The following is a 14,002-nucleotide window of genomic DNA, read 5'->3' as shown; positions in this document are numbered from 1 at the left end:
GCAGTTCGCCCGGCGTAACCCACCATCCCTTTTTCGTGTGGCACCGAAGTGATGGGTTACGCCTTCGGCTAACCCACCCTACGGCTGCGGAGGGTGGAGCTAGATCAATCCTTCGGCCGCAGCTTCTCGACTTCGGCATCACCAGGCAGATAGTCCGAGCCCTTCTTGTAGGTGGCGTCCACCATCACGCCCTTACCGTCCTTCTGCGCAGTCTTGCCGACGAAGGCGCCAAGGGTCGACTGGTGATCGATCTTGCGGAAGGTGATCTCGCCGAACGGCGACGGCATGGAGATGCCTTCAGCCGCTGCGATCATCTTGTCGGTGTCGGTCGAGCCGGCCTTGGCCAGGATGGCGGCAGCCGCCTTGATGGTCTGGTAGCCGACGATCGAGCCGAGGCGCGGATAGTCGTTGTACTTGGCCTGATAGGCCTTCAGGAACGCGTCATGCTCGGGCGTCTTGATCGAGTACCAGGGATAGCCGGTGACGATCCAGCCCTCGGGCGTCTCGTCCTTGAGCGGATCGAGATATTCGGGCTCGCCGGTCAGGAAGGAGACGACCTCGCGTCCCTTGAACAGGCCACGGGTATTGCCCTCACGCACGAGCTTGACGAGGTCGGGGCCGAAGGTGACGTTGAGAATGGCTTCCGGATTGGCCTGCGCCACGGCCTGCACCACCGGGCCAGCATCGATCTTGCCCTGCGGCGGCCACTGCTCGTCGACCCACTGGATGTCAGGACGCTTCTCCGACATCAGCTTCTTGAACACCGCGACCGCCGACTGGCCGTATTCGTAGTTCGGCGCGATCGTCGCCCAGCGTTTTGCCGGCAGCTTGCTGGCGGCTTCCACCAGCATCGCTGCCTGCATGTAATTGGAGGGACGCAGGCGGAAGGTGTACTTGTTGCCCTTCGACCAGGTCACGGCGTCCGTCAGCGGCTCGGCCGCGAGGAAAAACACCTTCTTCTGGTTGGCGAAGTCGCTGACGGCGAGACCGATGTTGGACAGGAACGTGCCCGTCAGCATCGCAACGCCCTCGCTCGACACGAGCTCATTGGCCGCGGTCTGTGCATCAGCCGGCTTGCCCCCGTCGTCCTTGGAGATGACGACGAGCTTCTTGCCGTTGATGCCGCCGGCCGCGTTGATCTCTTCGACAGCGAGCTGCCAGCCCTTGCGATAGGGCTCGGTGAAGGATGGCAGCAGCGAGTAGCTGTTGATCTCGCCGATCTTGATGTCCTGCGCCAGGGCCGAATGGCCCATGCTGCCGGCCAGAACCGCAAAGGCCGCGCCGACGAAATAGTTTCTTGCTCGCATCCCAACCTCCAGTTTTGAACTTTATCTCTCGACCACGATCATGCCGGAGAAGCTGTGCCCGCCCCTCCGAACCTTCCGTTATTTCAAACCGTCTTCGCCCTTGATCTCCGCGACCGTCAGCCCGCCCACACGCGGCAAAGGACGGCCGCTGTCGGTGACGGCGACCGCGACCATGATCTCGTTGGCGCGCGGGGCGTCATTGATCTGCACTTCCATGCCGTCGAAATGACTGCGCACGAAGGCCGCATCCTTGTGTCCCAGCGGAATGTCGAGCGTCGTGCCGGGACCGCTGCGCTTCTTCGACGACGGAATCAGCGCCGCACCCTTGCTCAGCACTTTGCGCACCGGCGCACCCATCTTCGGGTGAAGGATCGCGGCGGCATGCTCCAGCTCGCCGTTCTCGCCGACGGCCGCGGCCTTGCCGTAGCTCTGCGCCTTCGCGCCATCGATGCCGAGCGCTGCCACCGCGCGCTTCGACAGCAGCTCGCCAAGCTCCTCGCCGATTGCGATCAGCGGCGAGAGATCCTCGACATATCTCCCGGCAAAGGGATTTTCGATCACGGCGATCGCGGCGGCGCGCCGTGTCGGCGGCGAGACCTGACGGCCCATCTCCATCTGCGTCTCTTCGACGACGGTGACGATCTTGCGGATGATCGCGCTCATGTTTCACTTCCCTGCTCAAGCATGAACCGCGTTCTCCAGCACAAGCGGGCGGGTTCGTTGCTCTTCTATATCCCTAGGTCCGATGACAAGCATATCACCACAAAGCCGCAGCGCGGCACCCTCGATCAGTCCGCGATCGAATAATTGCCGTGCACATTCCGCGCCAAATTCCAGCGCGGCGGCGATCTCGCTCTGCGACAATTCACCGACGTCGCGGGTGACGAGGCGCGCGCCGAGATCGCTGTCGGGCTGAAGCTCGTTTGCGGGCTGCCGGATGACGGCGGGATGCCCGGGCAGATCGACGGCGTTGGCGATGATCGTCGCCGCCGCATCGGCCTGCGAGGCCGTCGCTGCGAGCACCGTCACCGCGTCGGCAATGCCGAGCGAAAAGCTGCGGCCGTGGCGTCCGCTGGTCGCGATGCCGCGCACACGGTCATCCGCATCGACCCTCATGGTGCGCATCACGCCGTCGCGGTCCGGCCGATCCATCAGCCCCACGGAAAAATGCTCGCCCCGCCCGAGATGCAGCGCGATGTCACCGCCATTGTTGACGTAAACCCGGTCAAGCGACGCAGCGTTCAGCATCGCAGCCAGGATCTCATCAGCCACGCTGCCGGCGACAGCGGCCATCGGCGTGATGAAGCAGTCAGCAGCATAAGGCGCGACAGCCGCGTGCATCCGGCGCGCCACCACGCCCTTCAGCAAGGTCACCTCCTCCGCGGCCTTGCGCAATTCCGGCAGTTCCGTACAGAGCTCGTCGAGCAGCCCTGTGAAGCGGCGCAAGGCCGCCTCATACGCCGCGCGCACCTCGTGCTCGCGCCCCCTCGCCTCCACGATCAGATCAATCGGTCCATCCTGCAAATGCAGCCGCCGGCCATCAGACAGCAATGCGATTTGCGGGAGACGTGTCATGCCCGCCGTCCTGGAAGCGGGTTCTGCCAGGGCAACTGACGGACATCGTCACCGCCCCTGACTTCGGAGAGCGGTTTCACATAATCCATGTGCCCGCCGAGCGCGGCGTAGTCGGTCAATTTCATTGTGAATTCGATCGGCGCGACCAGCGCCGGCGTCGGCACATAGCCGAACGCACCTGAAGGCATCTGGGTCACATCGACCATGTAGGTGATGCCGCCGCCCGGCCAGACATAGACCGCCGCACCACCACTGGTGACCCGCGTCAGCGCGTCCTTCACCGAGCGCGTTAGCCGCACCGGATTATCGGTAACGCCGGCGCGCAAGGAACCGCCGGCGCCGGCCATGAACAGCACCGTGCACAGCGCCGGCTCGCAATTCTCCTGGATGCGCTCGACCGAGAATTTCAGGTCGGCCGGCATCTCCGTTTCGACCGGCTTCAACGCCTCATCGAGCACGTAGTAGGAAGAATGCTCGCCGGTCGTGGAGACCATCAGCATCGAGAGGCCAGCCCTGGCCTCCTTCGCGTCGAACGGCCCGAGGATCGCCAGCGGATCGGAGATATTGGTGCCGCCCCAACCGGTGCCGGGCTCGGCGACCTGGAAATAGCGGCCGGGCGTCGAACGCCGGCCCTTCATCTTGATACCGGTGTCGGCAATGTCGAGCAGTTTTCCCGCCTGGTGCTCCGAGAGCACGCCGGTGATGTGGTCGTCGACCACGACGACTTCATCCACCTTGCCATGCCACTGCTTGGCGAACATGCCGATCGTCGCCGAGCCGCAGCCGACGCGCATGCGCTCCTCTTTCGCGCCGTTGACGATCGGCGGCTGGCCGGCCTGCACCACCACGCTGGCGCCGCCGTCGATGGTGAGCTCGACCGCCTTGCAATTGGCGAGGTTCATCAGCGTGTCGCAGGTGACGCGGCCCTCTTTCTTGGAGCCGCCGGTGAGATGATGCACGCCGCCGAGCGACAGCATCTGCGAGCCATACTCGCTGGTCGTGACGTGACCGACCGCCTCGCCCTGCGCGCGCACGGTCGCGGTTTCCGGGCCGAGATAGCGGTCGGTGTCGATCTTCACCTTGATGCCGCAATAGGAGAAGATGCCTTCGGTGACGACCGTCACCATGTCGACGCCGTCGACCTCGGAGGAGACGATGAACGGCGCCGGCTTGTAGTCGGGATAGGTCGTGCCCGCGCCGATCGCGGTCACGAAGGTCGAGGGCTCGTGGACGATCTTGCCGTCCCAGTCTTCGGTGCGGCTGAACGGCACCAGCTTGCCGCCCTGCGACACCGTGCGTTCGAGAATGATGTGTGGATCGACCCGGACAAGCTTGCCGTCGTGGTTGGCATAGCGGTCGCAGGCGCCCGCCGCACCCGGCTTGATGTAGCACATCACCGGACAGGCATCGCAGCGGATCTTGTCGGTGGCAGCGCTCGTCGTTTCAGTCACCATGCGGATCACGACGCGTTATCATTCGTATACGAACGATGGTGCGCGCGGTCCCGATAGCTGTCAAGCGGCGCCGCGTGCGAAAAGGCGCGCCTGCCGCATAAAACCTCATTTGCCTCCCCGCTTTGTCCACAAAACGGGCAGTTGCGTTGCACTGCGGCATGGCCGCTTGCACGTTTGTGTACAAACGGTATCGTCGCGACGTAGAATTTTTGCGACCACGCGCATGCGGAGACCAAGGTTTGCAGAGACCAAGGGTTTGAGAACGAGGATGACGCAGGCACCGATCCGCCTCACCGTGAACGGCAGGATCCACGACGTCACGGCAGACCGCCAGACGCCGCTGCTCTATGTGCTGCGCAACGATCTCGGACTCAACGGCCCGAAATACGGTTGCGGCTTGGGTGAATGCGGCACCTGCACTGTCCTGATCGACGGCACGGCCGCACGCTCTTGTGTGATTCCGATCGGTGGCTGCGCCGGGCGCGACATCGTGACGCTCGAAGGGCTCGGCACCCGCGACAAGCCTGATGCGGTGCAGCAAGCCTTCATCGATGAGCAGGCCGCGCAATGCGGCTATTGCCTCAACGGCATGATCATGACCACCAAGGCGCTGCTCGCGATCAACCCGCAGCCATCAGAGCAGGAAGTGCTCACCGCGCTGCGCTACAATCTCTGCCGCTGCGGCACGCATGTGGAAATCCTGCGTGCCGTGATGCGCGCATCGGGCCAGCTCGCCGAGGCCCGTGATTGATGGCCTCTCCGCACCCGAACGGAGCTGAGCGGGGCTCGCTCGTCGTCGTCCGCACCGTGGACGAAGTCACGTCCGAAACCTTCGTCCGCATCACCGCGGATGGAGCGGTCACGGCCTATAACGGCCATGTCGATCTCGGCACCGGCATCCGCACCGCACTCGGCCAGATCGTCGCCGAAGAGCTCGACGTCTCCTTTGCCCGTGTCATCGTGGTGCTCGGCGACACCGCCATTGTGCCGAACCAGGGCGCGACGATCGCGAGCGAAACCATCCAGATCACTGCCGTCCCGCTGCGCAAGGCCGCAGCCCAGGCGCGGCACTTTTTGATCGCACGCGCGGCGGAGCGGCTCGAATTGCCGACCACTGAGTTGAAGATCGAAGACGGCCTCGTCCGCGGCCATAATCGCAGCATCAGCTACGGCGAATTGATCGGTGGCGAGACCATTCGCCTCGAACTTGCCGATGACGTCGCCGTCAAGGCCGTCGGCGACTACGCCATCGTCGGCCAGTCGATGCCGCGCGTCGACCTGCCTGCCAAGGCCACGGGTGAGCTGACTTTCGTGCACGACATCCGCGTACCCGGCATGCTGCACGGCCGCGTGGTGCGCCCGCCCTACTCCGGCGTGGATGCGGGTCCCTTCGTCGGCACCAGCCTGATCGCGGTTGACGAAGCTTCTGTAAGCAACATTCCCGGCCTCGTGGCCGTGGTCCGCATTGGCGATTTCGTCGGCGTGGTTGCCGAGCGCGAGGAGAATGCGATTCGCGCGGCAGAGCAGCTCGTAGTGAGCTGGAAGCCGACGCCGGCGCTGACCGATCTCGCCGACGTCGAGACCGCGCTGCGCGCCCATCCGTCGACGCCGCGCACGCTGATCGACAAAGGCGACGTCGATGCTGCTATTTCAGGCGCAGCCAAGCCGTTGCGGCGCACTTATGTCTGGCCGTACCAGATGCACGCCTCGATCGGTCCGTCCTGCGCGGTCGCGGACTTCCAGGACGGCAATGTCCGCGTCTGGTCAGGCACGCAGAACCCGCATGTGCTGCGCAGCGACCTCGCCCTGCTGATCGAACGTCCGGAGAGCGAGGTCGAAGTCATCCGGCTCGAGGCCGCTGGCTGCTACGGCCGTAACTGCGCCGATGATGTCACGGCCGATGCACTGCTGCTGTCGCGCGCAGTCGGCCGGCCCGTGCGGGTGCAGTTGACGCGCGAGCAAGAGCACGCCTGGGAGCCCAAGGGCACCGCACAGCTCATCGACGTCAACGGCGGCCTCGATGCCGACGGCGGCATCGCCGGTTACGATCTCACCACACGCTATCCCTCGAACGCGGCGCCGACGCTGGCGTTGCTGCTGACCGGACGGATCTCATCGGAGCCTGCCGTACTCCAGATGGGCGACCGCACCGCGATCCCGCCCTATGATTACGACCACATGCGCGTGGTCGCGCATGACATGGCGCCGATCGTGCGCGCGTCCTGGTTTCGCGGCGTCTCGGCGTTGCCGAACACGTTTGCGCATGAATCCTACATCGACGAGGCCGCGACCGAGGCCGGAATCGATCCCATTGAATATCGCCTGCGCTATCTCAGGGATCAGCGCGCCGTCGATCTCGTCAACGCAGTCGCCGAGCGCGCCGGCTGGACGCCGCGGCCGATCCGCGAGGAAAAGGACGGCGAAATCGTGCACGGGCGCGGCTTTGCCTATGCGCTCTACGTGCACAGCAAGTTTCCAGGCTATGGCGCGGCCTGGTCCGCGTGGGTCGCCGATGTCGCGGTCAACAAGTCCAGCGGCGATGTCAGCGTCACCCGCGTGGTCGCGGGGCAGGATTCCGGGTTGATGATCAATCCGGACGGCGTGCGCCACCAGATCCACGGCAACGTCATCCAGTCCACCAGCCGCGCGTTGATGGAAGAGGTCTCGTTCGAGCGCGGCGCAGTGGCGGCGCGGGAATGGGGCGCCTATCCGATCATCCCGTTCCCCGACGTGCCAGAGATCGACGTGCTGATGCTGCCGCGGCCAGACCAGCCACCGCTCGGCGTCGGCGAGTCCGCGTCGGTCCCGAGCGCGGCGGCCATTGCGAATGCGATCTTCGATGCCACCGGCGTGCGCTTTCGCGAGCCGCCGTTCACGCCGGAACGCATCCTGAGGGGATTGCACGGCGATGTGCCGGCGACGCCGCAAGCCCTGCCCGCACCCGCTGCGCCGCCACCGTCTCGCATCTGGGAAAATCCGTTCGCCAAGCGCACCAGCATTGTCGCGACGATCGCGGCCGTCTGCACCGCCGCGATCGGGATCGGCGCGGCGCTGCTGCCGGGCCGCGACATCGCGCCGATCGCGCGGCCCGACGCATCGGTCTATTCCGCGGCGACGATCGCGCGCGGCCAGCAGCTTGCGGCCCTTGGCAATTGCGCGGAGTGCCACACCAGCCTCACGGGCATGCTCAATGCCGGCGGGCGGGCGCTGGAGACGCCATTCGGCACGATCTATTCGACCAACATCACGCCGGACGTCGAAACCGGCATCGGCGCCTGGTCCTATCCCGCCTTCGAGCGCGCCATGCGCGACGGGCTGCATCGCGACGGATGGCAGCTCTATCCCGCCTTCCCGTACACGCACTTTTCGAAGACTGATGATGCCGACTTGCAGGCGCTCTACGCGTACCTGATGGCCCAGCCTTCGGTGCGCGCGACGGCGCCTGCGAACACGCTCGCCTTCCCCTTCAATCTGCGCCCGCTACTCGCGGGTTGGAACGCTCTCTTCCATCAAACCAGGGAGTTCAAGCCCGATCCCGCAAAATCCGAGGCTTGGAATCGCGGCGCTTATCTCGTCGAGAGTCTTGGCCATTGCAGCGCCTGCCATTCGCCGCGCAACGCGCTCGGCGCCGAGCAGCGGCAGGCCTATCTCGCCGGCGGCTTTGCCGAGGGCTGGGAGGCGCCGCCGCTGACCTCGCTCTCGCACGCGCCGATCCCGTGGGCCGAGGATGAGCTTTTCGCCTATTTGCGCACCGGCCATTCGCGCTATCACGGTGTCGCCGCGGGCCCGATGGCGCCGATCGTTCGGGATCTCAAAGCCTTGCCCGCCCCCGACATCCGCGCGATGGCGGTCTATCTCGGCTCGTTCAACGACACCGCCGCCGATGCGCCCGCACTCGCGACGAAGCTCGAGAGCGCAACGCAGGTCACCGTCACCTCGTCCACCGGCGCGCGGCTCTATCAGGGCGCCTGCGCTGTCTGTCACGAGGTCGGCGGGCTGCCACTGTTCGGCAGCCGGCCCTCGCTCGCGCTCAACAGCAATCTGCACAGCGCGACGTCGGACAACCTCGTGCAAGTGATCCTGCACGGCATCACCGAGCCCGCATCGAGCGATCTCGGCTACATGCCGGCGTTCAAGGGCAGCATGAGCGACGCGCAGGTCGAGGAACTCGTCAGCTTCCTGCGCGGGCAGTTCGCGCCGGACAAGCCGGCGTGGACCGGCGTGCGCGAGACGATCGCCCGCGTGCGCGCTTCAACGCATTAGCCGTGCTTCTTCACGTCCACCGGCGGCGTGCCGTGAGTGTGGAAGGACTCGATCGTCTTCAACCCCCAGGCCTGACCCTTCTTGCGCTCTTCCTCCGTCCACACGATCGGCTTCCAGTCCGGCGCGAGGATGAGGCGCGCGCCGGCATTGGCGACCTCGACGCGGTTGCCGCCGGGCTCGTAGACGTAGAGGAAGAAGGTCTGCTGGATCGCATGCTTGTGCGGGCCGGTCTCGATGTGCACCCCGTTCTCCAGGAAGATATCTGCGGCGCGAAGAATCTCCTCGCGGCTGTCGAGGGCGTAGGTGACGTGGTGGAAGCGGCCGGGCGTGCCGGAATGGTCGAGCGAATAGGCGAAATCGTAGCTCTTGTTGGACATCGTCAGCCACATCGCGGCTTCCCGGCCGTCATTGAGCACGATCTGCTCGGTGAGGCGGCAGCCGAGATAATTCTCGAAGAACTCGCGGTTGGCCCTGATGTCGACGGCGAGGCAGTTGAGATGGTCGAGCCGGCGAACGTTGACGCCGCGTGCCGGAAAACGCTGCGCCTGGTTCTTCAGCGCAGGCTTCAGCTCCGGCGGCGCCTGATACCATTCGGTCTCGTAATAGAGCTCGACGATATGGCCGTCGGGATCGCGGCAGCGGAAAGTCGGCCCCTGCCCCATGTCGCCCTCGATCCAGCCGATGTCGAAGCCCGAGCCTTTGAGTGCGGCGACGCGGCGCTCCAGCGCCTGCTGGCTGCGTGCGCGCAGGGCCATGTGCTCCATGCCTGAGGTCTTCGACGCCGTCAGCTTCAGCGAATAACGCTCGTAATCGTCCCAGCCGCGCAAGTAAACGGACTCGCCCTTCTGCCCGCTCACTGTCATGCCCATGACGTCGACGAAGAATTTCAGGCTCTCGTCGGGCTTTGGCGTCAGCAGTTCCATGTGGCCGAGATGGGCGAGATCGAGGATCGGTTCGGGCTGCATGGGTTTCCTCCAAAGGCGTGGCGATCCGGTTCATGGAATCGCCGCAATCGGGCGCGGGACGCAATGTTCATGGGGGTCCGCAGGCTCATTTGTACTAATGTACAAATGATTAGGTCCCGTCAACAAATCAGCGCGTGCCCATTCGCGGCGAAGGTGATGCTCCGACGTGCCAGCCGCCCCCCGAACGGCCGACGGAGTGCCCGAATGGTAAAATCTTCCTTAATTGGATTTGGGTTCAAAGCCCAACAAAGCAGCATGTTCAGACCGATTCCGGCCGCAAGTATGCATTGGGAACAAATCTCTCGACCGAATTGTCGCGGATTTAACAAAGCCGCCGCGCCTGGCGTTTAACAGTTTGTCCAGCCCCGGCTCGCATAGTCGGGGTTAAACTCCTCGGACTTTCCAGGTTCATCCATCGTGACATCCTTTGGACGCGTGATTTCGGTACGCGGATCGCTTGCCCGGGTCGGGCTCCTGGCGGAAAGCCAGATGCCGATCTCGGAGGTTCGGGCCACCGTCGGCCGCTTCGTCAGCATCCGCTGCGCCAGCTCGGTCATCGTCGCCATGATCACCGAGGTGTCCTGCGAGAATTTGTCGAACCCCGACTACATTGCCATCGCCTCGGTCGACCTGCTCGGCGAGATTCTCAACGCCGCCGACAAGGCCAAATTCCAGCGCGGCGTCACCAATTATCCGACCATCGGCGATTCCGTCGACCTGATCACCAGCCAGGAGCTGCGCACCATCTACGCACCGACCGGTTCGGACCAGATCAATGTCGGCTTCCTCCAGCAGGACCGCTCCGTCGTCGCCTATGTCGATATCGAGGAAATGCTCTCCAAGCATTTCGCGGTGCTGGGGTCGACCGGCGTCGGTAAATCGACCGGCGTCTCGCTGCTGCTCAACGAGATCCTCAAAGCGCGCCCGAACCTGCGCATCTTCCTGCTCGACGTGCACAACGAATATGGCCGCTGCTTCGGCGACCGTGCCCTGGTGCTCAACCCGCGGAATCTGAAGCTGCCGTTCTGGCTGTTCAATTTCGAGGAAATCGTCGACGTGCTGTTCGGCGGCCGCGCCGGCGCGCCCGAGGAACTCGACGTCCTCGCGGAAGTCATCCCGATCGCCAAGGGCATCTACACGCAATACCAGAACACCGATCGCCTCGGCCTGAAGCGCATCGACCCCAAGCAGATCGGCTTCACCGTCGATACGCCGGTGCCGTACCGTCTGGTCGATTTGATCTCGCTGATCGACGAGCGCATGGGCAAGCTGGAAAACCGCTCCTCGCGCATCATCTATCACAAGCTGATCTCGCGCATCGAGGCGGTCCGCAACGATCCGCGCTATGCCTTCATGTTCGACAACGCCAATGTCGGCGGCGATACCATGGCCGAGGTGATCAGCCATCTGTTCCGCCTGCCGGCCAACGGCAAGCCGATGACGGTGATGCAGCTCGCCGGGTTCCCGGCGGAAGTCATCGATTCCGTCGTTTCGGTTCTTTGCCGGATGGCCTTCGATTTCGGCCTGTGGAGCGACGGCGTCTCGCCGATGCTGTTCGTCTGCGAGGAAGCGCACCGTTACGCCTCGGCCGACCGCAATATCGGCTTCGGGCCGACCCGCAAGGCAGTGTCGCGCATCGCCAAGGAAGGCCGCAAATACGGCGTCTATCTCGGCCTGATCACGCAGCGCCCCGCCGAGCTCGACGCCACCATCATCTCCCAGTGCAACACGCTGTTCACGATGCGTCTTGCCAACGACCGCGACCAGGCGCTGCTGCGCGCTGCGGTGTCGGATGCGGCTGCGAACCTGCTCTCCTTCGTCCCCTCGCTCGGCACCCGCGAGGTGCTGGCGTTCGGCGAAGGCGTCGCGCTGCCGACACGGCTGCGCTTCAAGGAAGTGCCGCCGCATCAATTGCCGCGCGGCGAAGCCACCATCTCGAGCGTGCCTTCGGTCACCTCCGGTCACGACATGCATTTTGTCGGTGCCGTGCTCGAGCGCTGGCGCGGTGCGACCTCGCAGCGCGATGTCCCGAACGACCCGGTGTTCCAGGCGCCGCCGGCCAAGACGCTGACGCCGGCCGAGACACCGATGCTGCAGCCCTCGATGGGGCTGGACCCCGACCGCTTCTCGCTGCTGAAGAAGCCGCTGCGGTAGAGTGGGCTCGTGTCCCGGACGCGGTGCAGCGTGCAACGCTGCTCCGCAGAGCCGGGACCCACGCCGCACACGCCGCTTTCTCGAAAAACATGGCCCCGGCTCTGCAGCGCACCGCTGAAGAAGCGCTGCGCTGCGTCCGGGGCACGAGACCTTGCGACGCCTCTGGAGCGTCTCGCCCGCATCGACTATGGTTGCCGGCCCCAAGCCGGAATCCATGCCCATGACAAAGCCCGCGCAACGCTTCCCCGCACCCGCCCTCGACACGCTCCCTGACGACATCCGCACGCGTCTCCTCGCCGTGCAGGAAAAGAGCGGCTTCGTGCCGAACGTATTTTTGACGCTGGCCTACCGGCCCGACGAGTTCCGGGCTTTCTTCTCCTATCACGACGCGCTGATGGAGAAGGACGGCGGCCTCACCAAGGCCGAGCGCGAGATGATCGTGGTCGCGACCTCGGCGGCCAACCAGTGCCAATATTGCGTGATCGCCCATGGCGCGATCCTGCGCATCCGCGCCAAGAACCCTGTGATCGCCGACCAGATCGCGATCAACTACCGCAAGGCCGACATCACGCCGCGCGAGAAAGCGATGCTCGATTTCGCGATGAAGATCTCGGCGGACGCGCAGCGGATCGCCGAGGAGGATTTCGCAAGCCTCGCCCCCCACGGCTTCAGCGACGACGACATCTGGGACATCGCCGCGATCTCGGCCTTCTTCGCGCTGTCGAACCGGCTGGCGAATTTCACCGGCATGCGGCCGAACGACGAGTTTTATTTGATGGGACGTCTGCCCAAGACGTGACTTGAAAGCAATGACGGAGCTCGACTGGCCCGAAATCCTGCTGCGCCTCGGCGTCGCGACGCTCGCCGGCAGCGCAATCGGCCTCAACCGCGACCTGCAGGGCAAGCCGATCGGACTGAAGACGCTCGGCATCGTCGGCCTCTCCACCGCGACCATGGTGCTGCTCGCACTGCAGCTCGCCGAACCCAGCAAGGTCGTCGATGCAACGAGCCGGGTGATCCAGGGCATCCTCACCGGGATCGGCTTTCTCGGCGCCGGCGTCATCGTCCACGAAAGCGAGTGGTTTCGCGTCCACGGATTGACCAGTGCCGCCTGCACTTTCCTAGCCGCCTGCCTTGGCATCGTCTGTGGTACCGGGCAATGGAAGATTGTCGCAGTAGCGCTGGCGCTCGCCTTCGTGCTGCTCACGGTCGGGCGACGCATCGAGCGCCACGCGCACCGCGCGCTCGGCGGCAAGGAGGAGGCGCACGAGGACCACCGGCAAACGTAGCGGCCTTTGCGCCCCCGCTAGCGCTTCACCATCAACGGAAGCGCCGGCGCAAAGCGCTCGGCAAATGTCAGTGTCCTGGCCTGGTAGACCGCGGCAAACGACGCCGAAATTCCTGCTGAGGCGACCGCGAGCAAGGCAATTACGAAAGCGAGACGGCGCATTGCTGCCTCCTGTGTGAGCTCGACTACCTTCAATACATGGGACGGCTTTGTTTCAGGACCACTTCGTGGGCGCGGAAAATGATTTCACTCAAGCGGCTGTGATGAGATCCGGCTCGCAAAGCTGCAGCACCTCAATCGTCGTCCGCCGGCCCACACCAGCCGGGCAGATAGATCGCATCCTTGCTCTTGGCCGCGGCCAGCGCCTTCTCCATCGCCTTGTCGAAATTGGCATCGACCGCCTTGCGCGTCAGCTTGCGGCGCAGGAAATCAGCCCACAGGAATTCGGAGAACGGCGTGGTGTCCTTGGCGAAGCCGCCCATGCGGCGGAGCTCGCCGGCGAGGCTGCGGTAGGGATCGTCCTTGAGGTCGTCGACCGATTTCGGCAGATCGCGGAACGGACGACGCTCGCCCTTGCTGTCGTAGGGATAGACCCAGCGCTTGTTGTCCATCACGCCCCAGAACGCCTCGCGGTCGACCATGCGGAGATCGCCGACGACGGTGACCAGCACCTGCTTGATGCCCTCATCGTGCAGCGCGCGGCCGAGATGGTGATGGTCGATCACGTAGTAGCGCCCGTCTGGGCCGGCGACGACGGGGATCATGTGGGTGCCGAGCAGGTCGGCCTGCTTCTTCTTGCCGTGCTCGCGCCAACGCTTACGCTTCTCCTTGACCTCGCGCATGCCGACCGTCATCTGCGTTGGCCGAAGCGACAGGATCGGTACCGGGTGCACTCTCGGCTCGCGCGCATTGGGGGTCATGATCGAAGGGCCTCTCAGTTGGTTGCAACGGCTGCTCCAGGTTCCCGATTATGCCATGGGCCTTGTGGCGGCAACA

The 14,002-nt window shown here is 64.7% G+C and carries 12 protein-coding genes; 5 read left to right on the top strand and 7 right to left on the bottom strand.

Annotated features, from left to right (window positions below; all coding sequences use genetic code 11):
• Positions 1-104 precede the first annotated feature (104 nt).
• From YUA_RS0119575 to YUA_RS0119560, 4 genes are all read right to left on the bottom strand, one after another.
• Entirely contained in the window at positions 105-1,307 is a 1,203-nt protein-coding gene (locus YUA_RS0119575; RefSeq protein WP_027532233.1) for an ABC transporter substrate-binding protein, read from the bottom strand.
• 78 nt (positions 1,308-1,385) lie between these two features.
• Positions 1,386-1,970 (bottom strand): amino acid synthesis family protein, encoded by a 585-nt coding sequence (locus YUA_RS0119570; protein ID WP_027532232.1) that lies wholly within the window; start codon positions 1,968-1,970, stop codon positions 1,386-1,388.
• Between the two features lie 15 nt (positions 1,971-1,985).
• Positions 1,986-2,882 (bottom strand): UPF0280 family protein, encoded by an 897-nt coding sequence (locus YUA_RS0119565; protein WP_027532231.1) that lies wholly within the window; start codon positions 2,880-2,882, stop codon positions 1,986-1,988.
• On the bottom strand, positions 2,879-4,336 hold the full coding sequence (locus YUA_RS0119560; RefSeq protein ID WP_027532230.1) for a hypothetical protein: 1,458 nt from the start codon (positions 4,334-4,336) through the stop codon (positions 2,879-2,881). The genes YUA_RS0119565 and YUA_RS0119560 overlap by 4 nt, the downstream gene beginning before the upstream one ends.
• A 268-nt stretch (positions 4,337-4,604) precedes the next feature.
• Between YUA_RS0119560 and YUA_RS0119555 the strand changes: the two genes are divergently transcribed.
• The gene (locus tag YUA_RS0119555; protein ID WP_027532229.1) at positions 4,605-5,087 is read left to right on the top strand and encodes a (2Fe-2S)-binding protein; all 483 of its coding nucleotides are present in this window, start codon (positions 4,605-4,607) and stop codon (positions 5,085-5,087) included.
• Positions 5,087-8,599, top strand: coding sequence for a molybdopterin cofactor-binding domain-containing protein (locus tag YUA_RS0119550; RefSeq protein ID WP_027532228.1), 3,513 nt, complete (start codon positions 5,087-5,089; stop codon positions 8,597-8,599). Before YUA_RS0119555 ends, YUA_RS0119550 begins: the two co-directional genes overlap by 1 nt.
• On the opposite strand, the gene YUA_RS0119545 is transcribed toward YUA_RS0119550, so the two are convergent.
• Complete coding sequence (locus YUA_RS0119545) at positions 8,596-9,564, bottom strand: catechol 2,3-dioxygenase (RefSeq protein WP_027532227.1); 969 nt, start codon at positions 9,562-9,564, stop codon at positions 8,596-8,598. The genes YUA_RS0119550 and YUA_RS0119545 overlap by 4 nt on opposite strands.
• A gap of 417 nt (positions 9,565-9,981) precedes the next feature.
• Between YUA_RS0119545 and YUA_RS0119540 the strand changes: the two genes are divergently transcribed.
• The 3 genes from YUA_RS0119540 (at position 9,982) to YUA_RS0119530 (ending at position 13,007) form a co-directional block, all read left to right on the top strand.
• Positions 9,982-11,718: an ATP-binding protein gene (locus YUA_RS0119540; protein WP_027532226.1), complete on the top strand. Its 1,737-nt coding sequence runs from the start codon at positions 9,982-9,984 to the stop codon at positions 11,716-11,718.
• A 220-nt stretch (positions 11,719-11,938) separates the two neighbouring features.
• The gene (locus YUA_RS0119535) at positions 11,939-12,517 is read left to right on the top strand and encodes a peroxidase-related enzyme (RefSeq protein WP_027532225.1); all 579 of its coding nucleotides are present in this window, start codon (positions 11,939-11,941) and stop codon (positions 12,515-12,517) included.
• A gap of 10 nt (positions 12,518-12,527) precedes the next feature.
• A complete protein-coding gene (locus YUA_RS0119530) occupies positions 12,528-13,007 on the top strand; it encodes an MgtC/SapB family protein (protein ID WP_027532224.1) in 480 nt (159 codons plus the stop codon).
• A 17-nt stretch (positions 13,008-13,024) separates the two neighbouring features.
• Here the strand turns inward: YUA_RS0119530 and YUA_RS51085 are convergent, their stop codons facing one another.
• On the bottom strand, positions 13,025-13,168 hold the full coding sequence (locus YUA_RS51085) for a hypothetical protein (protein ID WP_198029460.1): 144 nt from the start codon (positions 13,166-13,168) through the stop codon (positions 13,025-13,027).
• A 131-nt stretch (positions 13,169-13,299) separates the two neighbouring features.
• Complete coding sequence (locus tag YUA_RS0119520) at positions 13,300-13,926, bottom strand: ParB-like protein (RefSeq protein ID WP_027532223.1); 627 nt, start codon at positions 13,924-13,926, stop codon at positions 13,300-13,302.
• Positions 13,927-14,002: the final 76 nt, after the last annotated feature.

It is taken from the genome of Bradyrhizobium sp. WSM3983, assembly GCF_000473045.1.
Lineage (GTDB): Bacteria > Pseudomonadota > Alphaproteobacteria > Rhizobiales > Xanthobacteraceae > Bradyrhizobium.
Note: the sequence above shows the minus strand (reverse complement) of the source record. Positions and strands in the feature narration are given on the sequence as shown.

What these genes read in the sequence shown, in the direction of transcription:
- YUA_RS0119575 (WP_027532233.1), bottom strand. Translation starts at nt 1,307, where the DNA reads ATGCGAGCAAGAAACTATTTCGTCGGCGCGGCCTTTGCGGTTCTGGCC.
- YUA_RS0119570 (WP_027532232.1), bottom strand. Translation starts at nt 1,970, where the DNA reads ATGAGCGCGATCATCCGCAAGATCGTCACCGTCGTCGAAGAGACGCAG.
- YUA_RS0119565 (WP_027532231.1), bottom strand. Translation starts at nt 2,882, where the DNA reads ATGACACGTCTCCCGCAAATCGCATTGCTGTCTGATGGCCGGCGGCTG.
- YUA_RS0119560 (WP_027532230.1), bottom strand. Translation starts at nt 4,336, where the DNA reads ATGGTGACTGAAACGACGAGCGCTGCCACCGACAAGATCCGCTGCGAT.
- YUA_RS0119555 (WP_027532229.1), top strand. Translation starts at nt 4,605, where the DNA reads ATGACGCAGGCACCGATCCGCCTCACCGTGAACGGCAGGATCCACGAC.
- YUA_RS0119550 (WP_027532228.1), top strand. Translation starts at nt 5,087, where the DNA reads ATGGCCTCTCCGCACCCGAACGGAGCTGAGCGGGGCTCGCTCGTCGTC.
- YUA_RS0119545 (WP_027532227.1), bottom strand. Translation starts at nt 9,564, where the DNA reads ATGCAGCCCGAACCGATCCTCGATCTCGCCCATCTCGGCCACATGGAA.
- YUA_RS0119535 (WP_027532225.1), top strand. Translation starts at nt 11,939, where the DNA reads ATGACAAAGCCCGCGCAACGCTTCCCCGCACCCGCCCTCGACACGCTC.
- YUA_RS0119530 (WP_027532224.1), top strand. Translation starts at nt 12,528, where the DNA reads ATGACGGAGCTCGACTGGCCCGAAATCCTGCTGCGCCTCGGCGTCGCG.
- YUA_RS51085 (WP_198029460.1), bottom strand. Translation starts at nt 13,168, where the DNA reads ATGCGCCGTCTCGCTTTCGTAATTGCCTTGCTCGCGGTCGCCTCAGCA.
- YUA_RS0119520 (WP_027532223.1), bottom strand. Translation starts at nt 13,926, where the DNA reads ATGACCCCCAATGCGCGCGAGCCGAGAGTGCACCCGGTACCGATCCTG.